This is a genomic window from Agarivorans sp., assembly GCF_050295395.1.
In the GTDB taxonomy this organism is placed as follows: Bacteria; Pseudomonadota; Gammaproteobacteria; order Enterobacterales; family Celerinatantimonadaceae; genus Agarivorans.
In genome coordinates, this window is the sequence record NZ_JBNKPP010000018.1 from 38,757 (window position 1) to 63,605 (window position 24,849).

The window sequence follows — 24,849 nt, forward strand, 5'->3', positions numbered from 1 at the left end:
GCTAAGTCCCACTAATCTCAACAAAAAGCAGCGTAGTAAATGCTGCTTTTTTAGTTTCATCTCAGCTTAAATCAGTCGAGCAAATACCGTGACCTCTTCTCTGTCATGATACAAGTGCTTAGCTCTGACTTCGTGCTCTAAGCCTAGTTCTGCCAAGCCTTCACGTAACAGGGTTAAATCTTGCTGTACTTCATTAAAACGCTGTTTCATAGGCAATTTCAAATTGAACATCGCATATTGACACCAGCCGTTAGCCAACCATTTCAACATTAACTTAGTGACCTTTGCAGGGCGCTCCACCATGTCACAGACCAACCAACTGACATTACTTCGTTCTGGTTGATATTTAAAACCATCTTCTCGATGGTGCTGCACCTGCCCAGTCTCCATTAACGATGGCGCCATCGGGCCATTATCAATCGCTGCCACAAACATATTTCGCCGTACTAATTGATAAGTCCATCCTCCTGGGCAGGCACCTAAGTCAACCGCATGCTGGCCATTAACTAAGTACTGCTCTCGCTCCTGCTGATTCAGCAATACCATAAACGCTTCGTCGAGTTTTAAAGTAGAACGGCTAGGCGCTTGCGACGGAAACTTTAACCGCAGTATGCCATTGTGCTGGGGATTACCATTACGCGTATCAGCGTACCCAAGCCAACAGTGTGTACCGCTGGTAAAAAATAACTGCATAGCCGGCAGCTTAAGATTAGCTTTGGCGGTTAACCAATGATGTTTTATTAGGGCCTTCTCTAAAGGACGCGAAAACTTTTTACAAAAGCTAGACAGCGCCTTGCCTTCGTTAGTATCTGGGTACTCTAAACGCAAACTGCCACACTTTGGCAGTTGTTGTTCAAGGGCCAAAATAGATGCAATTCGATTATTTTCATCTAACTGCAATTCTTCAAGTGCTAAAAACCAATGTCGAGCAAATACCAACTGACGAAAATCAATAGCCTGATACAGCGCTTGTGTATGCTCACTGATATAACAGTTAAATTCGACAAATCCACTGTCGGCTACCGCTTTGGCATAACCAAAGTAAGCCAGTTGCTCGGCATGAAATTGAATTTCCGCGGCGCAATCACTCTCAAAGCCAGAGCGACAATATAGAATCACACTACTCATCTATTTTACTCTTTATTGGCCAAGCCAAACTTAACCAGCCAATGATCATTACCACTCCGCCAATTGGCGTTATTGGCCCAAACACTTTTGAGCCAAAAAATGCTAAGCAATACAAGCTACCCGCAAACAACCAGCCTCCCACCAGCCACAACCAGGCAGTTAGACGACGTTTTTCAAACACACTTAATGCGGCGACGAGGTGAAATAGCTGATAAAGTACTGCCGTTTCCACCCAAGATAATTGGCTTTCACCCAAAATACGGCTTAATCCATGGGCAGCCCCGGCCCCCATCATCACTGCAAAGGCACCCGATAACGCCAATGCCATAGGTAGTGCCGAAACCCTCTTATTACTCATGCTATTCAATCTCTACTAGACCTTCATGGACAAACTCTTGCTGCTCTTGTTCAACCAGCGAAATCATCCACTCGCGAAACGCCACCAGCTTACCTTGCTCAGCTTGACTGGGTTTACACACCATGTAATAGGCGTTTTTACTCAGTAATACTTGTTCAAAGGGACACACTAAGCGCCCTGCTTCAATTTCGGGCTTAGCCAAAACACTATGCCCTAATGCCACCCCTTGCCCATAAACCGCAGCCTGCAATACCATGGTGGAGTGTGAAAAGATCGGGCCATGATTCACGTTCATTTGGCGCAAACCCACCAATTTAAACCATGCTTTCCAATCACGTCTGGCGGTATCATGCAGCAGCGTGTGATATTGCAAATCTTCTGGTTTGGTTAGGGCCTTTTCTCCCACCAACAAGCTTGGTGAGCAAACCGGCAACAAATATTCGGTATGCAGTTTATCTGCGCGCAAACCAGACCAATTACCCCGGCCATAATAAATGGCTACGTCTACGTCTTCGGTTAAGGAGCCTTCATAGAGGTCAACTGCTTTAATGCGTACATCAATATCGGGATGTAGCTCACTAAACTGAGATAAACGCGGTACCAACCACTGAATAGCAAAACTGGGCTGCAAGCTGACAGTAATGGTTCCTTTTGCCCCCCTTGCCAACAAACGATCTGTCGCCTCAGTCAAGGAAATAAAAATGTCTTTGATGTCTAAGAAGTAGCCTTGGCCTTCCTCAGTTAAAAGTAATGCTCTGTTTTTTCTACGAAAAAGCTTTAAACCTAGAAACTCTTCTAGGGCTTTAATCTGATGACTTACTGCCGCCTGAGTCACAAACAACTCTTCGGCTGCACGAGTAAAGCTCAAATGCCTAGCTGCCGCTTCAAAGGCTTTTAATGCATTTAATGGAGGCAAACGACGCGCCATATTCACACCCTGTTAACGGATAAGTTTTTCTAATCTATGGGCATTATAAATTATCTGTTGTTGCACGGCTAGTTGAAGCTTATTATGCCCCCGCAATCAGCTGAAGGGGTCTGACACAGCACCTAAGATCAAGGTGTTATGTCAGGCCTCTTCAAGTCGTTACCGGATTTGTAGTGGCTGTGATTGCTATGTTGTGTTTGCATTTGTCAGCCTATTTGCTGACTTCCCTGTTTCTTATTTTGACCCTGTCTGTCAAAAAGAATTTTAAGCCACTGCCTTACGCAGTGGCTTTTTTTTGCCTATATTTCAGAAATATAAGCAACTAAAGCCAACTTTGGCTTAAGTAAACACAACTTCAGTAATCATTAAAAAAATTAATCTTTGATCCGGCTCACTAAATATCCCTATCGCTCAAGCCCTTTTATTCTCATCACCGTTTATGTTGATAGCCGCGCCAATCGAGCTTTACCCCTTACTATTAACCTAACAATCCACCGCCATGAAATGGACAGCGCTTAAGCCAAGCACTTTGAGGGTTTAATCACAAGGCTAATGCTAGCGACAACGAATCGCTACACCGATAAACTGATAAAACGTAAACTAACAAGGATTTCTTTCTACAGGTGTATTTATGAAAATCAATGACCATGCGCCAGTGCTTCCCTATCAGGCCAATACTCAGCGCTATAACAACATGCCTTATCGTCGTGTCGGCAACAGCGGGGTTCAGCTTCCTTCTTTATCTTTAGGCCTTTGGCATAATTTTGGAGAACACGATAATTTCAGTAACGCCCGCGCTATGTTGCGCACCGCCTTTGACCTAGGCATCACTCATTTCGATTTAGCTAACAATTACGGTCCTCCATATGGCTCAGCAGAAAGCACCTTTGGACGGCTAATGACTATGGACTTCTCGCAGCATCGTGATGAGTTGTTTATCTCTTCTAAAGCGGGCTACGACATGTGGCCAGGCCCTTATGGTGTGGGCGGTTCTAGAAAATATTTGATATCCAGCCTTAACCAATCCTTAAAACGAATGGGTTTAGATTATGTGGACTTGTTCTATCACCATTGCCCAGATGATGAAACGCCAATAGAAGAAACCGTTGGAGCCTTGGACAGCATTGTGCGTCAAGGCAAGGCCTTATATGTTGGCATTTCTAATTACAGTGCCAAACAAACCCGACAAGCTTTAAATCTATTTAATGAACTAGGTACGCCCTGCCTAATCCATCAGGTGCGCTATTCCATGTTTGACCGCGCTGCGGAGCAACAACTGATGCCCTTACTCGATGACAAAGGAGTCGGCCTTATCACCTTCTCTCCTCTTGCTCAAGGCTTGTTGAGTGAACGTTACCTCAATGGCATTCCCAAGGACTCACGCGCGGCCAACAGCAAGTCCTACTTACAGCAAGACAGCGTCAATGAGCACTTGACCCAAATAAAACAGCTGCATAGCTTAGCCCAGCAACGAGGCCAAAGCTTGTCACAGATGGCTTTGGCATGGATCTTAGAAAAGCCCGAGGTAAGTTCTGTATTGATTGGTGCCAGCTCGCCTCAGCAACTGATTGACAACGTTAAAGCGGTAGATAATTTGTCGTTTAGTGAGCAAGAGCTCGAGTCCATCGAGCAAATTTTAGCCAAGCAGTAGTTAAACTGTGAAGGAAGTTTCGGGCTTAAATAACAAAGGCGCCATTGGCGCCTTTGTTTATTCTTTGTAGAAATGAGTTCCAGCTGGATATCAATGAAAAACAACAACCTTCTCGCAATATCCCCACTCCACCCACTCTGCTAGGTACTCAGGTAAGTCGGCTTACTTACAGCTTCATACCTTACCGAACCGCTGGGATATCACTCATGCGCGTGGCATGTCATTCACACTCAGCGGATTCAACACAGGCTAAACCAGTCACCGCTAATAAGACATTGAATAACCTAGTTATCTTCAGGCCGCTTCGTTTTCTAGTGTCAGAAACAAGTAAGCTAGGCCGAGCTTCACGAAGCCAACGTCTTGGCAACCCGCCTAGTCAACTTAATGCATAACTCATAGGGAATGGTATCAATGGCTTGAGCAACTCTTTCAATAGGTAATTGCCGGCCCCAAAGCTCAACGCTATCACCCACTTTATCGCTAGCATCCGCGCCTAAATCAACCGTTAGCATGTCCATCGACACCCTACCAACAATAGGAACAATCCGATCATTAATATGAACTGGAGTGCCCGCAGGCGCCGACCGTGGATAACCGTCACCGTAACCCATGGCGACCACACCTATCAGAGTATCTTCACTGGCACGCCAAATTTCACCGTAACCAATCGGTTCACCTTTGCGATGATGGCGCACCGAAATCAATTTCGACTTTAAACTCATTACTGGTTTTAACTGATGCTGTTGGCCTATCGAGTGCTCGCTGGGCGAAATGCCATACAGCGAAATCCCAGCTCGAACGTAGTCATACTGGGCATCTGGCCAAAATAACGCGCCGGCAGAGTTAGCCAGTGTTTTGGGCCCGCTATAATCCTTGGTTAAATCTTCAAACAAGGCAATCTGCTGGCGGGTCGTGTTCGACTGTAAATCGTCGGCACAACTTAAATGGCTCATGAAACCCAGCTCTCCAGCAAGGTTGGCTGAGCTCTGTAGCCGCTGCACAAACTCAGAAAATTGTGCTCGCTCTATGCCCACTCGATGCATTCCGGTATCTAACTTAAGCCAAACCCGCATCGGTTTGGGTAGGCGCGCCGAAGTAAACTGTTGTAATTGAAAGTCACTGTGGATCACCGTATGAAAGCGCTGTTCCGCAGCAAGTATTAAATCTTCAAGGCAAAAACAGCCCTCCAATAACAAAATGGGCGTCTCGATACCCGCTGCTCGTAACTCTAATGCTTCCTCAATGCGAGCCACAGCAAACATATCTGCAGTGCTTAAGGTTTGAGCCACTCGCAGCGCACCATGGCCGTAAGCATCTCCTTTAATAACCGCAACTAACCGTTGCTCTGGACAATGCTGTTTCAAGATCTGGTAATTATGTTGTAAAGCCTGTAGATCGATCACAGCTTCTGCAGTGAACATCCTTCCTCCTTAATGGGAAAACTGAAGATAGCAGCTGACCGAGTTAACAACTCGGCCAGCTAAAGCTGGACCAATCCATTAAGATTCAGTGGCCGCATCATCAAGCGCTTGCTGCTGACCAAAGTAACGCTTGGTTAACTTAAATACCACCGGACTTAATACCGCCAAAGCAATTAAGTTTGGCACCGCCATCAACGCGTTAAGGGTATCACCTAGCAACCACACAAAATCTAATTCCATGATGGCGCCCACCGGCAAGGCAACAATAAATAGCAAACGAAATGGCAGTACCGCTTTTGCGCCAAACAAGTATTCGGCACAACGCTCGCCATAGACAGACCATCCCACGATGGTAGTAAAAGCAAATACCGCCAAGCTAATCGCCACCAAGTAACCACCGAAGCCGGGGAAAACTTGGTCAAAGGCTGCAGAGGTTAATGCCGCTCCTGAGGCACCGTCAGTCCAAGCACCAGAAATCACAATCACCAACCCAGTAATACTACAAATCACTAAGGTATCGAGAAAAGTACCTAACATGGCGATCAAACCCTGGCGAACCGGCTCATCTGTTTGCGCGCTAGCATGAGCAATCGGTGCAGACCCCAAACCTGCTTCGTTGGAAAAGACGCCACGCGCTACTCCAAAACGGATTGCCATCCAAACCGTTGCGCCAGCAAAACCACCTTGAGCCGAAGCCGGCGAGAACGCATGTTGCAGTATCGTCATTATCGCCGGACCAATTTCGCTAAGGTTCATCAGCAATATGATCAAGCCACATACGATATAAGCCAGTGCCATCACCGGCACCAAGGCGCCAGCAAACTTGCCCACTCGCTTCAAGCCACCAAGGATCACGCCACCAGCGAGGAGCATGATGATAAGACCGACAATTAAAGGGGAAAAAGAGAAGTTAGAATATAGCACCTGGGCAATCGAGTTTGACTGCACCGCATTGCCAATACCAAAACAAGCTACCGCACCAAATATTGCAAATAAGGTACCTAACCAAGCCCACTTTTGGCCCATACCATTTTTAATGTAATACATAGGGCCACCCACATAGGCGCCATTCTCATCTTTCTCGCGATAGTTCACCGCTAATACTGCTTCAGCATACTTAGTGGCCATCCCCAATAGGGCGGTCATCCACATCCAAAATAGTGCGCCCGGACCACCAATGAAAACCGCTGTTGCCACACCTGCAATATTCCCGGTACCCACGGTTGCAGACATAGCGGTCATAAGAGCTTGAAAAGGCGGAATCTCTCCTTTCCCACTTGCTCCTCTGCCATCCCACATAAGTTTAAAAGCCGGACCAATGTTTAGAATTGGCATAAACTTTAGACCTACGGTGAGAAATATCCCGACCCCTAAAATTAATACCAGCATCGGTACACCCCACACGATGCCATTCAACTGGCCAATCAGCCCAGAGATAAAGTCCATTTTTTGTTTCTCCATAAATAAATTTGATTAACTAACTAAAATGACTCAAAGCAAGTAGCAGACCAAGTTTCCCCAAAGCATTAACAAATGACGGTTATCGTTGCCTTGAGCGCGCAACAAACCAACAAATGTTAAAGGGTTGTAACACATAGCCACTCAAAACCAAACAGCACAACAATCCAAAAACAAGCACAACATAAAGAATAAAACACTAGAAAAGATTTGTTTTAAAAGTTAGCTCTATAGACAATAAGTTCGTTGAAACATGGCGATACATTTTATTAACACTAACCATAGTTGCTGGTAATGCTTAAATCCGCAGTCGAGTAAGCACCAATTTCGTGCAAAAACACCAACAAAATCCCAAATAGGTGCAATAAGTGGCATTGTTTACAAAAAAAATCGGGTCATCCGATAAAGACTGCAATAAAAAATTAAACATGGAAAATAAAATCAGCAGAAAAACTTGCAGAGCATCTAACTAAGCAACCACCAATAATCCAATATTATATAAATCCAGCTTTCCATCACTATTGATAAATTGTTCTGGGAGTAAAATTCACCATAAAATTAAAACCCAAACAAACTAAAAAAAACAGCACTTTGTAAATACACCAACTGCATCAAAAATGGCTTAATTTGCCTAGCAACAGCCAAATTTACCAGTCGAACTAAAGTATTTTTAACCATAAAGCCAACTAGATACGAAACTTTGTCATGCTTTTTGCTAAAGGTCTTATAACAATCAACAAGGACAACGATGCTGCTGAAACCAAACCAATGATCACCAGCAACACCTTTTACGGAGTAAAAAGTAATGGAACTGAAAAAACCTTATCTATTGTTTCTAGGCGATGCTGCCGATCAACTCGCGGCAAAGGTTGCCCAAGGCATCAAAACCTGGCATCCCGAGTATTGCGTGGGTCAATTTCGCTTGCCAGCTTGCAATGCCGATTGCGGCTTAGCCGATCTCTCAATTGCCGAGGCAGCACAAGCAGGAGCAAGAACCTTAGTGATTGGCGTCGCCAACCGAGGCGGCATCATCTCTAATGAATGGATTAGCGTACTAATTGAAGCGTTAGAATCGGGCCTTGATATTGCGGCGGGCCTGCATAATAAACTCAACGACATTCCCGAATTGGTTGCATGCGCAGAAAAGCATGGTCGTCAGTTGTTCGATGTACGCTACCCAAGCCAAAGCTATCCGGTTGCCAATGGTAAAAAACGCTCCGGTAAACGCCTGCTCACCGTGGGAACAGATTGCTCAGTCGGCAAAATGTACACCTCATTAGCCATTGAAAAAGAAGCGCAGAAACAAGGTCTGGATGCTGATTTCAGAGCCACCGGACAAACTGGCATTTTGATCTGTGGCGAAGGGGTCAGCGCCGACTGTGTGGTAGCCGACTTTATCGCCGGAGCCATTGAAACCATCGCGCCAGCCAATAGTGACGACCACTGGGATATTATTGAAGGTCAAGGTTCCTTATTTCACCCTTCATTTGCTGGGGTAACCACCGGTTTAATTCACGGCTCACAAGCCGATGCCTTGGTATTGTGTCATGAGCCTACCCGCAGCCATATGCGCGGCGTACCCGACTACTCTCTACCTGATATCGAGACTTGCATGCAGGCAAACTTGGCTACCGCCAGCTTGACCAACCCCAAGGTGCAATTTGTGGGCATTTCAGTAAACACCTCTCAGTTAGAAGAACAACAAGCGCTGGAGTATATGGCTCAACTTGAGGCAAAGTTCGGTCTACCGGTTGTTGATCCATTCCGCCAAGGCGTGGGCCGCATTGTTGAAGCATTGGCGGAACTATAATGAAGGTAAGTTTATCTAACCAAAGTTGGCCAATTCGCGGACATTTCACTATTTCTCGTGGGAGTAAAACTCAGGCGGATACCGTCATCGTTGAAATAGAAGATCAAGGCAAGATTGGCCGTGGCGAATGTGTGCCCTATGCTCGCTATCAAGAGTCGATAGAAAGCGTAATGGCTGAACTGGAAGGGATCTTACCGCGCCTACGCGAAGGCATATCCCGCCAAGAGCTACAGCTGTTGCTACCTTCTGGTGCTGCACGCAATGCTGCAGATTGTGCCCTGTGGGATCTAGAGTGCAAGTTATCTGGCATGTCGATTTGGCAACAAGTGGCGACTAAACCCGCCGCTCTCACCACCGCCTATACCTTGTCTTTGGATACACCAGCTAAAATGCAACAAGCGGCCAGCGACAACGCCTTTCGTCCGCTGCTTAAGCTAAAACTGGGGGGAACAGAAGACTTACAACGGGTCGCCGCTGTTCGCCAAGGCGCGCCTAACGCCAAGATCATTCTTGATGCTAACGAGGCCTGGACGGTAGATCTTTATAACTCACTGATCCCCGAATTAATTAAGTTAGATGTAGCCATGATCGAACAGCCCTTCCCGGCCGATGATGATGAGGCGCTTAGAAGCTTGGCTCGCCCCATCCCAATTTGTGCCGACGAGTCATGCCATGACCGCGCCAGTTTACCCAGCATCATTGGCAAGTACGACATGATCAACATTAAAACCGATAAAACCGGCGGTTTAACCGAAGCCCTAGCCTTAAAGGAACAAGCCAAACAAGCAGGGCTGCAAATTATGGTAGGTTGCATGCTCTCCAGCTCGCTCAGCATGGCACCCGCGTTTGTGGTGGCTCAAGGCTGTGAAATTGTTGATCTTGATGGCCCGCTGTTACTCAGTGAAGACATCGAACATGGTTTTGAATTTAATAATAATCAGATGTTGCCTTTCACAGCGCAGCTGTGGGGCTAAGAGGAAATCATCATGCAACGTATCGTGTATGTAAATGGGAACTACCTTCCCGAATCAGAAGCAACAGTGTCGGTATTTGACCGTGGTTTTTTATTCTCAGATGCGGTCTACGAGGTCACCGCAGTACTCGACGGTAAGCTCATCGATAATGCCGGCCACTTAGCCCGCTTAGAGCGCTCATGCGCCGAACTCGAACTCACTTTGCCTGTAAGTGGCGAGCAGCTTACCGAGATCCAACGCGAGCTCATCAAACAAAATGGCTTAAGCGAAGGGGGTATTTACTTGCAACTTAGCCGTGGCAATGCCGGTGACCGCGATTTTGCGTTCCCAGCGAACACCACTCCCACTCTGGTATTGTTCACCCAATCTCGGTCCTTAATCGACTGCCCTAAAGCCGCTAAAGGCATGAAAGTTATTTCGATTCCCGACATTCGTTGGAAGCGCCGCGACATCAAAACCGTGGGTCTGCTTGCCCCCTGTCTGGCCAAACAAGCAGCGCTAGCAGCTGGAGCCAGCGATGCTTGGTTAATTGAAGACGGCTATGTCACTGAAGGAAGCTCCAACAATGCTTACATCGTCACCGAGCAAGGTAAAATTATCACCCGGCCTTTAAGCAATGACATCCTGCACGGTATTACTCGCGCTAGCTTGTTACAACTCGCCGAAGATGCTCAGCTCGAAGTGGAAGAGCGTAACTTCACCATAGAAGAAGCTTACGCAGCCCAAGAGGCCTTTGTTAGCTCAGCCACCACCTTTGTCTGGCCAGTGATAGAGATTGACGGCAAGCCAATAGGCGATGGGAAACCGGGGCCAATAGCGCAAAAGCTACGTAAAATTTACATCGAAGTGGCCCAAGCTGCCGCAGTGTAAAGCCAAATCAATCCTTCACTTGCGGTCTTTGCACCTCAGGTGAAGGGGTAAACTAATCCCCTTGCTTCTGTCAGCACCCTCTAAAACAGCGCGCGACCGCCAACATTTTATTCAATTAAATCAAAGCACTCTATACGCAATAGCAGTGGCAAAAAACCAGTCACCACCGCCATAAAAAATAACTTATTTTTTAAAAATTTAAATAACGCTTTACAATGTGGCAAACTCAGGTACTATCTAACTCGCTCTGCTATTCAGAGTTATTAGTGAACCATCAAGTAAATGTAAACCTCAGAATTTCTTCGTTACGGTTGTTATCCTCAGTTTTTCCTTAGCTTATCGTCACATTCAATAATTCAGTTTCAGCGCTCGCATTACTTGCGATTACTTTATGAATTTTTAAAATATTAAGGGACAACACATGTCTAATAAAACAACTGGCTCAGTAAAATGGTTTAACGAAGACAAAGGTTTTGGTTTTATCACTCAAGACAACGGCGGCGCTGACGTATTCGTACATTTCCGCGCAATTGCCTCAGAAGGTTTTAAAACCCTCAATGAAGGCCAAAAAGTATCGTTTGAAGTAGAACAAGGTCAGAAAGGACCTCAAGCTGCCAACGTACAAGCTATATAAGTATGGCATCGGCGTAAATGCTGCCTAGCATTTACGTCACCTCCCGCATTTCTTCACTTATTTATACAATCACTTCGATCAACAGCACATTTAAATTGGCTGTTTCTTGCTAGTGTTAGCTGTCACTTACTAACAAGTAAAACATCTAAACTCTACTTAATAAAAAATAATTATAAGGACACTTATGTCTCGTTCAACTGGTCGACATCGTTTTTGGTTTCAACATTCACGCCAACAAAATAACAAACCCGCTAAATAAAACATTAGCTTTCAACGATCCGCATGTTCTAATAACGGCAAATCGACACAGCCGTTGTTAAAGCATATGGTTACACCTTGCCGCTAGGCTAATCTCCCATTTTAACAACAGCATCGTGAAAAATTTCACTGCCATTGGCTCAGTCTAGCGAAACCACCATATCCAGCACTTCATGCTTATCTACATCCTTGATAAAACCTACGCCATACTTGGTGTCGTTTGTTAACGCGCTAGCGAGTTTTTCATTCGGTGTCTGCAAGCACTGCTAGGCCAATAGCAGCAATCTTTAAATACTTAATCGGGCGAATATTTATGCTCGCCGCAGTCGTCAGCGATTAAAAGTCGAATTATTCAGTGCCAGTCCCCCCCTTTAATAACGCCTTCTAAAATGCAAAACTCGGCTTAAACATTCTTTTCATTATTGCTACTGCGTAGGCTTACGATACAACCTTCACACAATTTGCGTGAAGTTAGGACTAACGTTGATTTTCTAGATGAGCTGGTGCCTGCAAGCCAAGAAGCAAAATTGCCATAAAAAATGCCAGTCAGTAAAACTGACTGGCATTTCATTTGTTTTATAAAGACTAGGCTAGTTGTTTACAACTAAACCTACTCCCACTCAATCGTTGCTGGCGGCTTACCTGAGATATCGTAAACCACTCGTGAGATCCCGTCGATTTCATTGATGATGCGATTACTCACATTACCTAAGAAATCATAAGGTAGGTGTGCCCAATGCGCGGTCATGAAGTCGATAGTTTCTACCGCGCGCAATGATACCACCCAGTCATACTTACGCGCATCGCCCATTACCCCAACCGAACGAACCGGTAAGAAAACGGTAAAGGCTTGGCTCACTTTGTGGTAAAGCTCAGCCTTATGCAATTCTTCAATGAAAATAGCATCGGCGCGGCGTAGTAAGTCACAGTACTCTTTCTTCACTTCGCCCAGTACCCGAACACCTAGACCTGGTCCGGGGAAAGGATGGCGATATAACATGTCGTAAGGTAAGCCAAGTTCTAAGCCAATTTTACGCACTTCATCTTTAAACAGCTCTTTAAGCGGCTCAACCAAGCCCATTTCCATGTCGTCAGGTAAACCACCTACGTTATGGTGAGATTTAATCACATGAGCCTTACCGGTTTTAGCGCCAGCAGATTCAATCACATCTGGGTAAATGGTACCTTGAGCCAGCCACTTGGCATTTTTCAATTTCTTCGACTCTTCATCAAAGACATCAATAAACACATGGCCAATAATTTTACGTTTCTTCTCAGGGTCGCTTTCTCCCGCTAGGGCATCTAAGAAACGCTGCTCCGCATTGATATGAAGAATGTTCAAACCAAAATGGTTACCAAACATATCCATTACTTGCTGGCCTTCGTTTAAGCGAAGTAAACCGTTATCAACAAATACACAGGTAAGTTTGTCACCAATGGCTCGCTGAATAAGCATCGCCACAACCGAAGAGTCAACCCCACCACTTAGGCCAAGAATAACTTCGTCATCACCCACTTGCTGTTTAATTTGAGCAATCGCATTTTCAATAATCGATTCCGAAGTCCACAAGGTATCACAGCCACAAATGTCTTTAACAAAGTGCTCTAACATGCGCAGGCCTTGGCGAGTATGTGTCACCTCTGGGTGAAACTGTACGCCGTAGAAGTGCTTTTCTTCATTCATCATTGCCGCGTAAGCACAGCTTGGCGTTTTAGCTACGGTAGTGAATCCTTCAGGAATGGCCGAGACCTTATCTCCATGGCTCATCCACACGTCGAGCAAAGCATTACCGTTAGCGGCTACGGCATCTTCAATCGCTTGAAATAATGGTGACTTAGCCACCACTTCTACCTGCGCATAACCAAATTCACGCTCGCCTTCACCTTGAATAACCGCACCACCCAATTGCTCAGACATGGTTTGCATGCCGTAACAAATGCCTAATACTGGTACTCCTGCTTGGAATACATATTCAGGCGCTCGTGGCGAATTATTTTCAGTCACGCTTTCTGGACCACCGGCTAAGATAATCCCGTTGGGGGCAAATTCTCGAATGTCTTCTTCAGCTACATCCCAGCCCCACAACTCACAATAAACACCAATTTCACGAATACGGCGGGCGATCAGTTGGGTGTATTGCGATCCAAAATCTAAAATGAGAATACGATGTTCGTGGATATCTTTGCTCATAATCACTTACTTAAAAATAGGCTGATGGAACTAAGCGCCTAAAATGGCGCTTAGTAAAAGTAAACTCGCTAGGCTTAGCCCATACGGTAGTTAGGTGCTTCCTTGGTAATAGTCACATCATGAACATGACTCTCTCCCATACCAGCACTGGTCACGCGTACAAACTCAGCTTTAGTATTTAATTCGCTAATGGTGGCACAACCGGTTAAACCCATACATGAGCGTAAGCCACCCATTTGCTGATGGATAATCGCTTTTACTGGACCTTTATAAGCCACTCGACCTTCAATGCCTTCTGGCACTAACTTATCCGCGGCATTATCAGTTTGGAAATAACGATCCGATGAGCCCTGAGACATAGCGCCTAAAGAGCCCATACCACGATAAGACTTATAAGAACGGCCCTGATATAGCTCAATTTCACCGGGCGCTTCTTCAGTACCCGCAAACATACTACCCACCATCACACATGAAGCGCCGGCTACCAACGCCTTGGCGATGTCACCCGAGAAACGAATACCACCATCGGCGATAACTGGAATATCTCGGCCTTTCAACGCTTCTACGGCATCCGCTACCGCGGTAATTTGAGGTACGCCTACACCGGTTACAATACGAGTAGTACAAATAGAACCTGGGCCAATACCCACTTTAACCGCACTCACACCCGCATCGGCTAAGGCTAAAGCACCAGCAGCTGTGGCCACATTGCCGCCCACAATAGGTAGGTCTGGGTATTTGCTATGAGTAGCTTTGATTCGATCTAATACACCTTGAGAGTGACCATGTGAAGAGTCGATAAGCAATACATCCACACCCGCTTCAACTAAGGCGTCGATACGAGCTTCATTACCTTCGCCCGCTCCTACCGCAGCACCTACGCGCAAACGACCAAAGCTGTCTTTACAAGCATTAGGTTTACGTTCTGCCTTTTTAAAATCTTTTACGGTAATCAAGCCGGTTAATTTAAAGTTATCGTCAACCACTAGCATTTTCTCGATGCGGTGCTCATGCATCAACTTTTCTACAACATCACGAGATGTATCAGTGGTGGTAACCAAGCGTTCTTTTGGCGTCATCACTTCTGAAACCGTCTTATTCAAGTCAGTTTCGAAGCGTAGGTCGCGGCCAGTCACAATACCAACTAAATCGTTCGATTCAGTGACCACTGGGAAACCAGCAAAACCATGGATCTGACGTAACTCGGCAATTTGACCCAGTGTAAGCTCAGGCGTCACGGTAATAGGCTCTAATACCATCCCAGCTTCAAACTTTTTCACTCTGCGCACTTCAGCAGCTTGCTGCTCAATGCTCATGTTTTTGTGAATAAAACCAATACCACCTTCTTGGGCAAGTGCGATAGCAAAGTTCGCTTCGGTTACCGTATCCATAGCAGCCGATACCATAGGAATGCTTAAGGTAATATCTTTGGTTAGACGTGTCGCCAAATTGGCGGTATTAGGAAGTACTTCTGAGTGAGCAGGAAGTAGTAGTACATCATCGAAGGTTAAGGCTTCTTTGGTAATTCTCAACATAGCAACATTCGCCTAAATCAGTTAATAAAGGGGTAAAATATTGCGGATGGATTATAGGTATAAAGCTAGCCAAGGTAAATTGAAAAATGTTATTTTCTTACATTATTTTACATTCTACTTAGAACAAGCCCATGCAGCGTAAGCAAATCGCCGGAAATATCCTTAATGTAAGTCAGTTAAACCAAGAAGTTAGAAGCTTACTAGAACATTCTCTGGGTATGGTTTGGTTAGAAGGTGAAATATCAAATTTTTCTAACCCTTACTCAGGACACTGGTATTTCAGCCTAAAAGATCATGCGGCTCAGGTTCGCTGTGCCATGTTTAAAAATGCCAATCGTAAGGCCGTTTTTACCCCAGAAGCTGGTATGCAAGTACTGGTAAAAGCAAAAATAACACTATATGAACCTCGCGGCGATTATCAGCTGATTGTCGAAGCCATTCATCCCGCCGGTGATGGCGCAATGCAACAAGCCTACGAGCAATTAAAAATGAAACTGGCGGCCGAAGGCTTATTTGCCCAATCTGCCAAACAAGCCTTAGTGGAATACCCCAGCGTTGTAGGTGTAGTGAGCTCGCTTAGCGGCGCGGCACTGCAAGACATACTGTCGGTATTGGCGCGTCGAGCCCCAGCAATTAAGGTGATTGTTTACCCGGCAGCGGTACAAGGTGAGCAAGCCGCCAGCCAACTGATTAACATGATCAACTTAGCCAATCAGCGTGATGAAGTGGATGTGCTTATCGTCGGCAGAGGAGGGGGTTCTAAAGAAGACTTATGGGTATTTAACGATGAGCAGCTAGCTCGCACTATATACCACTCCAACTTGCCAATCATTTCCGCGGTAGGCCATGAGATTGATGACAGCATCAGCGATTTAGTGGCCGACCTAAGAGCGGCTACGCCTTCTGCAGCCGCCGAAATCATCAGCCAGCAAGCTAGTCACATTCAGCAGCGTCTGGAAAGCTTGAAACAGCAGTTAAACCTGGCAGCTAGACATCAGTTTAACGCTCGCCAACTACAGTTAGCTAAGCTGCAGCACCGCATTGAAGCCCAATCTCCGCTGCATCGCTTAGAGCAGCAGCAGCAGCGTTTCGATGAACTAAACCATCGTTTAAACATAGCTCTGGAACAACGACTCAAAGGCGATGAGAAACAGCAACAAGAACTAAAACAGCGACTAAAACTACAAGATCTCAGTAAACGACTAGCGCAGTATCAACACAACTTGCATCAACTCAGTCGAAGCCTACAACAAGCTCAGCACGCCCAGCTACTGCAACAACAGCAACACTTAGCCAGCCTATGCCGTCAGCTCAACAGTTTAAGTCCACTAAATGTGCTAGAACGCGGGTTTAGCTTAGTCACCCGCCAACAAGAAATTATAAAATCAGCGACTATGTTAACAAGAGGTGATGAGATAAGCCTCAGATTCACCGATGGTACACGTAAAGCCACTATTAGCGACTAAAGCTTAACCTTTTAAACGTCGACATCACAACTAGTGAGTAATTAGTCAAATTCAATAGGATTTTAGTAAGTTCTGACATATTATTGACTTGCTAAGAATAGCGACTGATTGTTTAGCTGTTTAGCCACGATAATGACCAAGCCTAACAAGGCGAGGCGAATACAAAAAACTAGCAAGTAAGAATTAGCAGCAAAACTATGAACTCATCGGATAGCAGCAAGGATAGCAAGCTAACCTGGGTCGATAATCAAGAACAGCTCATCGGTATGATCTACCGCTCTGCTGCTGAGCCTGAACATTGGCCTGAATTGCTTGAATACCTATATACACTACTCGCGCACCAAGCTATAGACGTGTCGGTGCCCCTGCCAGATAGCAACGATACCAATGCTAGCACACTGCCTCTTACTGGCATGTCTTCAGTCAACCTAGAGCGCAAGCAAGTATTACTCAAACACTTTAATCAAGCGCTAAGCATTGCCGAACGCATCGGTTATTTAGAACAAAAAAACCATTCTTTAAACTCACTGCTCAATCACATTCCTGTTGGTGTAATTCTCTTAAATGCTGAAAGCGAGATATTACTCACCAATGAATTGTCAGAAGAAACCCTGCAACTTGGGCAAGGACTAAGCCAACAAGGCAGGACTTTGGTAACTGAAGAAGAAGAGAACACCCTGCTATTACAGCAATACGTTCGCGAACTTTCAGAGCCTGATATCGATGCTCGGCACAGCCGTGGACTCGCTATACCATCAGCCGGAAAAAGCGAACAGCAAAGCATGGTTATCCTCAGCCCGGTTAACCACTTAAGTAACTCCGACTTAGAAAAAAGCGCCAGTGTGGTGCTATTTATTTCTCCGTCACGACCCGATGTTGAACTGGATCTAACCGCCTTTGCTGAAGGTTATAAACTCACACCTAAAGAACAGCGCATCGTAAACTATATTGCGCAAGGTGTAGCGCCTCCCGATATCGCGGGCAAATTATTCGTCAGTTACAATACGGTCAGAACTCAGCTTAAATCAGTTTATAAAAAAACTGGCGTAAACAGCCAAAGTGAACTGGCAAGTTTGGTATTGACTGGCCCTTGGGGCATGCTTTCACAAAATGGTCGCCGTTGCGCGAAGGCTAAGGCCGAGAACAGCGAAACCTACTGCTTTACCCTGCCAGATGGCCGTAAACTGTGTTATCAAGAATATGGAGCGGCAAACGGAAGCCCTGTTATATACTGCCACAGCATACTGGGTTGCCGTTTAGAGAACTTTTTTGACCAAGTTGATATTGCTAAGCAACAGGGCTTGCGGCTAATAATTATTGACCGCCCCGGTTTTGGTGGCTCGGACTACGCAGAGGGATACAGCTTTGTAAAATGGAGTGAAGACTTACAAGCACTGCTCGACCACTTACAACTTGAGCAAGTTGAAATTGTCGGTTATGCCACTGGTGGTGTCTATGCCGCTTGTGCTGCCGCAACCATACCAGAGCGAATTAGCCACCTTAGCATGGTGAGCTCAGGAGACACGCTACGCTATGATAGCGACTATCAAGCAACAGCAAAACTCTATCGTATGCACATGAAATTAGCACGAGACTACCCCAAATTACATCGTTTGTTTGCGGGGATCTTAGATAAAGGCCTGCAAAAAGACCCTAATAAATTGTTCAAAGTATTAGCGCGAGACCTCCCGCCCAGCGACCTTAAGGTCCTACAAGACCCGTGTTTTAGAGCCAAATTTAGCCGCTATCTTAAGGAAGCTAAAATTCAAGGTAGCAATGCCTTCTCTAACGAAGTCCGCCAAGTGATGTCTCCTTGGCAATTCGAAGCAGAACAAATAAGCGTGCCGACTACCCTGTATCACGGTCAGCAAGATCGGCTTATTCCAGTTGAATTGGCAAAACGTTTTGCCAGTCGAGTAGCTCAAAGCCAGCTACATATCTATCAAGATCAAGGCCATTATATTATCTATCGCCATTGGCCAGAGATATTGCAAAATATCGCTAAGCGCCAGCAATAAAAAAGGTGGCCTTAGCCACCTTTCATATTAACTTAGTAAGCACTTATTCTATCCGCTCAAAACGTCGAATCACCGCTCGTTTAGACTTAAGCTCATTACAACTATTACAAAAATAGTCCACCGCACCACAGGCTTTTAACTTTTCCAGCTCGGCATCACACTTGTCACAATGCACTCGCTGTAAAAATTTGTGGTGACAAGCACCACACAACCAATGGTCATGTTCATGCAGTAATTGTCCATCGCATTCAGGGCAAGCAACTTCAATACTCATCGTACTCTCCTAAGATTTCTTGTATTTACTCACATTCTGCATTTTCTTACGACGACGCTCTTGGGCCATAGTCAGCTTAGACTTTTTATCTGAAAAAGGATTGTCCCCTTCCTTGAATTCAACTCGAATTGGAGTGCCCATAATTTCCAGCGCCTTACGGTAATAATTCATTAAATACCGTTTATAAGAATCAGGCAAGGAGTTGACCTGATTGCCATGTACCACAATACGAGGAGGATTGTATCCGCCGGCATGAGCATAACGTAATTTCACCCGACGACCGCGCACCAAAGGCGGTTGGTGGTCGTCCTGAGCCATTTGCATAATTCGCGTTAACATCGAGGTAGAAACGCGTTTTGTTGCACTTGTATAAGCCTCTTGTACTGACTCATATAAGTGGCCTACTCCAGTACCATGCAGCGCTGATATAAAGTGCACGCGAGCAAAATCGATGAAGCCTAAGCGACGATCCAATTCGGTTTTAATGCGCTCTTTGTAGTCGTTATCTAAACCATCCCACTTGTTTACTGCCAATACCAAAGCACGCCCAGCATTAAGTACGAAGCCAAGTAAACTTAGGTCTTGATCAGAAATGCCCTCTCTGGCATCAATAACTAACATCACCACATTAGCGTCTTCAATGGCTTTCAAGGTTTTAATCACGGAGAACTTCTCAACGGTTTCCGTTACTTTGCCACGCTTACGCACCCCAGCCGTATCAATCAAAATATAATCTTGATCTTCACGCTGCATAGGAATGTAAATACTGTCTCGGGTTGTACCTGGCATATCATAAACAACCACCCGCTCTTCACCCAAGATACGGTTAGTTAAGGTCGATTTGCCCACATTAGGTCGACCCACAATCGCCAGTTTAATCGGTAGATCGGCAAACTGCTGGGCCAGCTCATCTAACTCAGACTCACTAAGCTCTTCTATGTCACTGGCTTCAAGCTCGCTAGGATCTTCCGGTAGTTCACTTTGCTCTTGAACAAAAGGCCGCAATGCTTGCTCAATTAGCTGGTTAACCCCGCGCCCATGAGCGGCTGCGATGTGATGAATTTCGCCTAATGCTAAAGCATAAAATTCGCCACACGCTGCGTCAGCATCAATACCGTCGGTTTTGTTGGCCACCAAGAACACTTTCTTCTCTTGCTTGCGTAAATGATGGGCAATCGCTTCATCGGCCACCGTCATACCAGCTCGCGCATCCACTAGAAACAACACCGCATCGGCTTCGTCAATGGCTTGCAAAGACTGCTGAGCCATCATCGCATCAATGCCTTGCTCATCACCATCAATACCACCGGTATCAATCACAATAAACTCTTGATCGGCAACCTTTGCCTGTCCGTATTTACGGTCGCGAGTCAGTCCAGGAAAATCAGCTACTAAGGCATCCCTGCTACGAGTAAGACGGTTAAATAAAGTAGATTTGCCAACATTGGGGCGCCCCACTAAGGCGACAACAGGAAGCATAAGGGCCTCATTTTTTTTAGAATTTATGACACGACAAAGGCTCATGGTTAATTCACCATGAGCCTTTGCTGAATAATTATAACAACTTAGCTGCGATCTAGCGCATATAACTTGCCATTTCGAGCTTGAACGATAATTTTTTCAGCGCTAACCACGGGCGCAACATATAAGCCGCTTTTATCAATTAAAATTTTACTAACGAATTCACCCGTATCGCGATTTAACCAATAAAGATAACCCTCACTGTCGCCCACTATAACATAGTTACCGTCAACGGCTGGCCCAGTAACAATACGGTAAGACAACAAGCTTTGAGTCCAACGCTCTACACCGTTAGTACGATCAATACTGTATACATTATCGCTAACATCGGTAACAAACAAACTTAAACCTGCCGACGCTAAATCCTGATAAGCAGAATAACTACGCCGCCAAGCCTCTTCACCGTTACGCAGATTAACCGACACCAAGTTACCATTGTAAGCGACAGCGTAAAGCTGTGGACCAATCAATACCGGTTTACTGTCCACATCAACAATTCGATCAATTTCTGTTGAGCCTTTTGGCTGAGCTAACTTGCTTTCAAACACCAATTGGCCATTGTTTAGCAGATATAAGCCTACCTTGCCATCGCTACGTCCCAACACCACTGCGCCATTAGAAATAATCGCTGGTGCTTTGCTACGCAAAGATAAGGTGGGTTGATCAATCTTAATGTCCCAGCGTTGTTCACCACTGTGAGCATCCAAAGCAACCAAATGACCATTGCTAGTGATAACCACAACGATACTGTCTTCAACGGCAGGAGCAGCAAGCACCTCCCCGGCTACTTTAGCTTGCCAAACAATCTCGCCGGTTTCGGCGCTTAAAGCAAATACGTCGGCGTTTTCAGTACCTAAGTAAATACGTTGATAAGCCGCCACTAAGCCACCCGAAATACGGGCATTAGAGGTATTGCCAGAGAAGCGGTTGTTACTTTCCACCTCGGAGAGGTCTTGCTTCCACAAGCGCTTGCCATCTAGGCTTAATGCTTCTACTTCACCAAAACGTGCTGCCGCAAAAATGGTGTCGTAAGCTACCACTGGTGACAGCGTAGAAAAATAGTCGTCTACACCCTTACCAACGCGCGCTTGCCATTGCTGTGCAACCGTAAACTGATTGCTAAATTCTGGCACCGGTGCCATCTGTACAACGTCTTCTTCAGAGTTGAACAAAGAACAAGCGGACAAGCCGGCGAGTAAACAGGCTAAGCCTAAGCCGCGCCATGCTTTAACCATTGGTCGCCTCAACTTGGCTTAAGTCATTCAATTTTAGCGTAACACTAGGGTCTAAATTAGCCGCACCAGCAGTCACTGCTGCTTGATAAGCTTGGCGCGCCAGCTCTTGCTCGCCTTGTTGTAGGTAAATATCACCTTTAATCAGTTCTACCGTGCCTTGTAGTGCAGGTTCTTTAACCTGTTCTAAGCTGGCTAAGGCTTGCGCAAACTCAGCTTGCTGCGCCTGAACCCGAGCTAGGCGGGTGTAGATCATGCCTTTTAACTCTTCTGGCGCATCTTGCAAGGCTAAATTCAGCTGGCTTTGCGCCTGAGCATAATCTTCTTTAGCTACCAACTCTTTGGCTAATAGCAACGCCGCAAATACCGAATAGTTTTTATCTCCTTGATTAGCAGTAACAAAATTGCTCAAAGTAGCTAACTCATCTTCGCCACTGCCCAACTGTGAGATTACTTGCTGATATGCGTCTGAAGCCGCTTCTTGCTGTTGAATTTGGTAATCGCCGTAATAGCGCCAACCAAACACGGCAGCTAAGCCTAATACTGAGCCACCAATAACTGATGTGCTGTTTTTCTTCCACCAGTCTTTGATGGCTTGAACTTGCTGTTCCTCTGTAGAATAAATCTCCACAGTGTCTCCTTAACTATACTAATACGTTTTTTAGCAATGCAGGCAACTCAGACTGAGCGATGCATTGCTGTTGAATGTCTTGACGTAGGTACTTAACGGTTACCTGTTGGTTGGCTAGCTCATCTTCACCGATGATAAGAGCTACCCGAGCGCCCGATTTATCGGCTCGCTTAAATTGTTTTTTGAAGTTTCCGCCACCACAGTGACTCATCACCCGCACAGAGGGTAACGCATCTCGCAATTGTTCAGCTAATGAAAATGCCGCGCCAAGTGTTCCTTCTCCAGCATTGATCACATAAACGTCGGCACTTGCTGGTAAATCACCCAACAACTCAAGCGTTTCCAGCAACAGTACTAAACGTTCCATGCCCATAGCAAAACCCACAGCAGGTGTTGCTTTGCCACCAAGCTGCTCAACCAAACCATCATAGCGGCCGCCAGCACACACGGTGCCTTGAGAACCCAAACTAGTGGTTACCCATTCAAATACGGTACGGTTGTAGTAATCTAAACCACGCACTAAGCGAGGGTTAAGTTCGTAGGCGATGCCCGCGTTATCCAACAAGCCACATAGCTGAGCAAAGTGCGCACGGCTCTCGTCATCAAGGTAATCACTTAAGCTAGGAGCGTTTTCTAATGCCGCTTGCACTTCAGAATTTTTGCTATCCAATACCCGCAAAGGATTGTCGTACATTCTGCGCTTGGCATCTTCGTCTAAGCTGTCTTGATGCTGTTCAAGATAAGCAATTAGCGCATCTCGATAATTAGCCCGAGCTTCATTGGAACCTAAGCTATTTAGCTGCAAAGTGACATGTTTATCTAAGCCAAAGGCCTTCCAGAAACGCGACGAAAGAATAATCACTTCGGCGTCGATGTCGGCGCTGGCAATACCAAACGACTCAACACCCACTTGGTGAAATTGGCGGTAACGGCCTTTTTGTGGGCGTTCGTGGCGAAACATCGGTCCCATGTACCAAAGACGCTGCTCTTGGTTATACAACAGACCCGCTTGGTTACCCGCACGTACACAACACGCGGTACCTTCTGGGCGCAAGGTTAAACTGTCACCATTGCGATCTTCGAAGGTATACATTTCCTTTTCAACAATATCGGTGACTTCACCAATAGAGCGCTTAAACAAATCTGTGCTTTCTACAATCGGCATGCGTATTTCGTTATAACCGTAGGCAGCTACTACCTCACGGATCACCGATTCCACTTTTTGCCAAGCTGGCGTTTCGCTTGGCAGACAATCATTCATGCCACGTATTGCTTGTATTTGTTTAGCCACATTAATCTCGAATAAAACTGGTCAATAACTACTAAAAGCCCTCGATTATAGGGCTTTTAACGATACAGGTAAATTTAAATACAGAAGCGTCTTAACTGATGTTTTTGATAGCAATCCGCGCACGGATCTTCGCTTCTAAAGCATCCACTAAGTCGTTATTATCGAAGCGTTCTTTTTGGCGAACCCCATCTTGATAAAAACCACTCTTTTTGTTGCCGCCGGTAATCCCTAAATCAGAGATTAAGGCTTCGCCGGGACCATTTACCACACAGCCAATAATCGATACGTCCATTGGCTCAACAATGTCTTCTAAGCGCTGTTCTAGAGCATTTACCGTAGCAATAACATCAAATTCCTGACGCGAACAGCTTGGACAAGCAATAAAGTTGATGCCACGCGAGCGGATCCGTAATGACTTTAGAATATCAAAGCCAACTTTGATTTCTTCCACCGGATCAGCTGCCAGCGATACGCGCAAAGTATCGCCAATGCCTTGAGACAACAACATGCCTAAACCCACTGCCGATTTAACCGAGCCACTGCGTAATCCGCCAGCTTCAGTAATGCCTAGGTGTAGGGGTTGGTCAATACGCTTCGCCAAACCTTGGTAAGCACCTACGGCCAAAAATACATCCGAAGCCTTTACACTCACCTTAAACTGGTCGAAATTCAAACGGTCTAGTATGTCTACATGGCGCATCGCCGATTCAACTAAAGCCTCTGGCGTGGGCTCACCGTACTTTTCTTGCAGATCTTTTTCTAAAGAACCACCATTTACACCAATACGAATAGGAATACCGCGATCTTTCGCCGCATCCACTACCGAGCGAATACGTTGTTCATTACCGATATTACCGGGGTTAATCCGTAAACAGTCGGCACCATACTCGGCTACTTTAAGGGCAATACGATAGTCAAAGTGAATATCGGCCACCACCGGAATAGACACTTGCTGTTTGATCTGTTTAAAGGCCTCGGCTGCGTCCATGGTTGGCACTGAGACCCGCACAATATCCCCACCCACCGCAGCAATTCGATTGATTTGTTCAACCGTTGCTGCCACGTCAGTGGTACGGGTATTGGTCATAGATTGTACCGAAATGGGGGCATCTCCCCCGACAGGCACATTCCCCACCATGATTTGAGTCGATTTACGGCGAGTAATAGGAGTTGGTTGATTCATATTCAGCTAGGGTCTTA

Annotated in this window: 20 protein-coding genes; 7 read left to right on the top strand and 13 right to left on the bottom strand. The window is 45.8% G+C overall.

The window, feature by feature from the left end; genetic code table 11:
• Positions 1-66: 66 nt before the first annotated feature.
• From rlmM to ACQY6Q_RS01110, 3 genes are read right to left on the bottom strand one after another with little or no spacing between them, the layout of a single operon-like run.
• Positions 67-1,128, bottom strand: a complete 1,062-nt coding sequence (rlmM, locus tag ACQY6Q_RS01100; protein ID WP_427976867.1) for a 23S rRNA (cytidine(2498)-2'-O)-methyltransferase RlmM — start codon at positions 1,126-1,128, stop codon at positions 67-69.
• The gene (locus tag ACQY6Q_RS01105) at positions 1,121-1,486 is read right to left on the bottom strand and encodes a DUF423 domain-containing protein (protein WP_427976870.1); all 366 of its coding nucleotides are present in this window, start codon (positions 1,484-1,486) and stop codon (positions 1,121-1,123) included. Before ACQY6Q_RS01105 ends, rlmM begins: the two co-directional genes overlap by 8 nt.
• 1 nt (position 1,487) lies before the next feature.
• A complete protein-coding gene (locus ACQY6Q_RS01110; RefSeq protein ID WP_427976873.1) occupies positions 1,488-2,414 on the bottom strand; it encodes a transcriptional regulator GcvA in 927 nt (308 codons plus the stop codon).
• Positions 2,415-3,045: 631 nt separating this feature from the next.
• Here ACQY6Q_RS01110 and ACQY6Q_RS01115 point away from each other — a divergent pair.
• A complete protein-coding gene (locus tag ACQY6Q_RS01115) occupies positions 3,046-4,065 on the top strand; it encodes an aldo/keto reductase (protein WP_427976875.1) in 1,020 nt (339 codons plus the stop codon).
• Positions 4,066-4,409: 344 nt separating this feature from the next.
• Here the strand turns inward: ACQY6Q_RS01115 and alr are convergent, their stop codons facing one another.
• Positions 4,410-5,486, bottom strand: coding sequence for an alanine racemase (alr, locus tag ACQY6Q_RS01120; RefSeq protein WP_427976877.1), 1,077 nt, complete (start codon positions 5,484-5,486; stop codon positions 4,410-4,412).
• A 78-nt stretch (positions 5,487-5,564) separates the two neighbouring features.
• On the bottom strand, positions 5,565-6,932 hold the full coding sequence (locus ACQY6Q_RS01125) for an alanine/glycine:cation symporter family protein (RefSeq protein ID WP_427976879.1): 1,368 nt from the start codon (positions 6,930-6,932) through the stop codon (positions 5,565-5,567).
• Positions 6,933-7,749: 817 nt separating this feature from the next.
• Here ACQY6Q_RS01125 and dgcN point away from each other — a divergent pair.
• From dgcN to cspE, 4 genes are all read left to right on the top strand, one after another.
• On the top strand, positions 7,750-8,754 hold the full coding sequence (gene dgcN, locus ACQY6Q_RS01130) for an N-acetyltransferase DgcN (RefSeq protein ID WP_427976881.1): 1,005 nt from the start codon (positions 7,750-7,752) through the stop codon (positions 8,752-8,754).
• The gene (dgcA, locus tag ACQY6Q_RS01135; protein ID WP_427976883.1) at positions 8,754-9,728 is read left to right on the top strand and encodes an N-acetyl-D-Glu racemase DgcA; all 975 of its coding nucleotides are present in this window, start codon (positions 8,754-8,756) and stop codon (positions 9,726-9,728) included. The genes dgcN and dgcA overlap by 1 nt, the downstream gene beginning before the upstream one ends.
• Before the next feature lie 12 nt (positions 9,729-9,740).
• Positions 9,741-10,598, top strand: coding sequence for a D-amino-acid transaminase (locus ACQY6Q_RS01140; protein ID WP_427976886.1), 858 nt, complete (start codon positions 9,741-9,743; stop codon positions 10,596-10,598).
• A gap of 421 nt (positions 10,599-11,019) precedes the next feature.
• The gene (gene cspE / locus ACQY6Q_RS01145) at positions 11,020-11,232 is read left to right on the top strand and encodes a transcription antiterminator/RNA stability regulator CspE (RefSeq protein WP_055734877.1); all 213 of its coding nucleotides are present in this window, start codon (positions 11,020-11,022) and stop codon (positions 11,230-11,232) included.
• An 868-nt stretch (positions 11,233-12,100) separates the two neighbouring features.
• On the opposite strand, the gene guaA is transcribed toward cspE, so the two are convergent.
• Positions 12,101-13,681, bottom strand: coding sequence for a glutamine-hydrolyzing GMP synthase (gene guaA / locus ACQY6Q_RS01150; protein WP_427976890.1), 1,581 nt, complete (start codon positions 13,679-13,681; stop codon positions 12,101-12,103).
• 74 nt (positions 13,682-13,755) lie between these two features.
• A complete protein-coding gene (guaB, locus tag ACQY6Q_RS01155; protein ID WP_427976892.1) occupies positions 13,756-15,216 on the bottom strand; it encodes an IMP dehydrogenase in 1,461 nt (486 codons plus the stop codon).
• A 131-nt stretch (positions 15,217-15,347) separates the two neighbouring features.
• On the opposite strand from guaB, the gene xseA reads away from it, so the two are divergent.
• Together xseA and ACQY6Q_RS01165 are read left to right on the top strand one after the other, a co-directional pair.
• Positions 15,348-16,682, top strand: coding sequence for an exodeoxyribonuclease VII large subunit (gene xseA / locus ACQY6Q_RS01160; RefSeq protein WP_427976894.1), 1,335 nt, complete (start codon positions 15,348-15,350; stop codon positions 16,680-16,682).
• A gap of 197 nt (positions 16,683-16,879) precedes the next feature.
• A complete protein-coding gene (locus ACQY6Q_RS01165; protein ID WP_427976896.1) occupies positions 16,880-18,700 on the top strand; it encodes an alpha/beta fold hydrolase in 1,821 nt (606 codons plus the stop codon).
• A 43-nt stretch (positions 18,701-18,743) separates the two neighbouring features.
• On the opposite strand, the gene ACQY6Q_RS01170 is transcribed toward ACQY6Q_RS01165, so the two are convergent.
• From ACQY6Q_RS01170 to ispG, 6 genes are all read right to left on the bottom strand, one after another.
• On the bottom strand, positions 18,744-18,974 hold the full coding sequence (locus ACQY6Q_RS01170) for a zinc ribbon domain-containing protein (RefSeq protein ID WP_427976898.1): 231 nt from the start codon (positions 18,972-18,974) through the stop codon (positions 18,744-18,746).
• 9 nt (positions 18,975-18,983) lie between these two features.
• Complete coding sequence (gene der / locus ACQY6Q_RS01175; RefSeq protein WP_427976900.1) at positions 18,984-20,453, bottom strand: ribosome biogenesis GTPase Der; 1,470 nt, start codon at positions 20,451-20,453, stop codon at positions 18,984-18,986.
• An 86-nt stretch (positions 20,454-20,539) separates the two neighbouring features.
• On the bottom strand, positions 20,540-21,730 hold the full coding sequence (bamB, locus tag ACQY6Q_RS01180) for an outer membrane protein assembly factor BamB (protein WP_427976903.1): 1,191 nt from the start codon (positions 21,728-21,730) through the stop codon (positions 20,540-20,542).
• On the bottom strand, positions 21,723-22,358 hold the full coding sequence (locus tag ACQY6Q_RS01185) for a YfgM family protein (RefSeq protein ID WP_427976905.1): 636 nt from the start codon (positions 22,356-22,358) through the stop codon (positions 21,723-21,725). Before ACQY6Q_RS01185 ends, bamB begins: the two co-directional genes overlap by 8 nt.
• Before the next feature lie 13 nt (positions 22,359-22,371).
• Entirely contained in the window at positions 22,372-23,649 is a 1,278-nt protein-coding gene (hisS, locus tag ACQY6Q_RS01190) for a histidine--tRNA ligase (protein ID WP_427976907.1), read from the bottom strand.
• A 91-nt stretch (positions 23,650-23,740) separates the two neighbouring features.
• Positions 23,741-24,832 (bottom strand): flavodoxin-dependent (E)-4-hydroxy-3-methylbut-2-enyl-diphosphate synthase, encoded by a 1,092-nt coding sequence (gene ispG, locus ACQY6Q_RS01195; protein WP_427976909.1) that lies wholly within the window; start codon positions 24,830-24,832, stop codon positions 23,741-23,743.
• Positions 24,833-24,849 lie beyond the last annotated feature (17 nt).

Bases quoted from the DNA above. Each gene is read 5' to 3' on its own strand.
- guaB (WP_427976892.1), bottom strand. From the start codon at position 15,216: ATGTTGAGAATTACCAAAGAAGCCTTAACCTTCGATGATGTACTACTA.
- ACQY6Q_RS01165 (WP_427976896.1), top strand. From the start codon at position 16,880: ATGAACTCATCGGATAGCAGCAAGGATAGCAAGCTAACCTGGGTCGAT.
- dgcA (WP_427976883.1), top strand. From the start codon at position 8,754: ATGAAGGTAAGTTTATCTAACCAAAGTTGGCCAATTCGCGGACATTTC.
- xseA (WP_427976894.1), top strand. From the start codon at position 15,348: ATGCAGCGTAAGCAAATCGCCGGAAATATCCTTAATGTAAGTCAGTTA.
- ACQY6Q_RS01170 (WP_427976898.1), bottom strand. From the start codon at position 18,974: ATGAGTATTGAAGTTGCTTGCCCTGAATGCGATGGACAATTACTGCAT.
- guaA (WP_427976890.1), bottom strand. From the start codon at position 13,681: ATGAGCAAAGATATCCACGAACATCGTATTCTCATTTTAGATTTTGGA.
- dgcN (WP_427976881.1), top strand. From the start codon at position 7,750: ATGGAACTGAAAAAACCTTATCTATTGTTTCTAGGCGATGCTGCCGAT.
- ACQY6Q_RS01140 (WP_427976886.1), top strand. From the start codon at position 9,741: ATGCAACGTATCGTGTATGTAAATGGGAACTACCTTCCCGAATCAGAA.
- ACQY6Q_RS01105 (WP_427976870.1), bottom strand. From the start codon at position 1,486: ATGAGTAATAAGAGGGTTTCGGCACTACCTATGGCATTGGCGTTATCG.
- ACQY6Q_RS01110 (WP_427976873.1), bottom strand. From the start codon at position 2,414: ATGGCGCGTCGTTTGCCTCCATTAAATGCATTAAAAGCCTTTGAAGCG.
- ispG (WP_427976909.1), bottom strand. From the start codon at position 24,832: ATGAATCAACCAACTCCTATTACTCGCCGTAAATCGACTCAAATCATG.
- der (WP_427976900.1), bottom strand. From the start codon at position 20,453: ATGCTTCCTGTTGTCGCCTTAGTGGGGCGCCCCAATGTTGGCAAATCT.
- ACQY6Q_RS01115 (WP_427976875.1), top strand. From the start codon at position 3,046: ATGAAAATCAATGACCATGCGCCAGTGCTTCCCTATCAGGCCAATACT.
- ACQY6Q_RS01125 (WP_427976879.1), bottom strand. From the start codon at position 6,932: ATGGACTTTATCTCTGGGCTGATTGGCCAGTTGAATGGCATCGTGTGG.
- rlmM (WP_427976867.1), bottom strand. From the start codon at position 1,128: ATGAGTAGTGTGATTCTATATTGTCGCTCTGGCTTTGAGAGTGATTGC.
- alr (WP_427976877.1), bottom strand. From the start codon at position 5,486: ATGTTCACTGCAGAAGCTGTGATCGATCTACAGGCTTTACAACATAAT.
- bamB (WP_427976903.1), bottom strand. From the start codon at position 21,730: ATGGTTAAAGCATGGCGCGGCTTAGGCTTAGCCTGTTTACTCGCCGGC.
- cspE (WP_055734877.1), top strand. From the start codon at position 11,020: ATGTCTAATAAAACAACTGGCTCAGTAAAATGGTTTAACGAAGACAAA.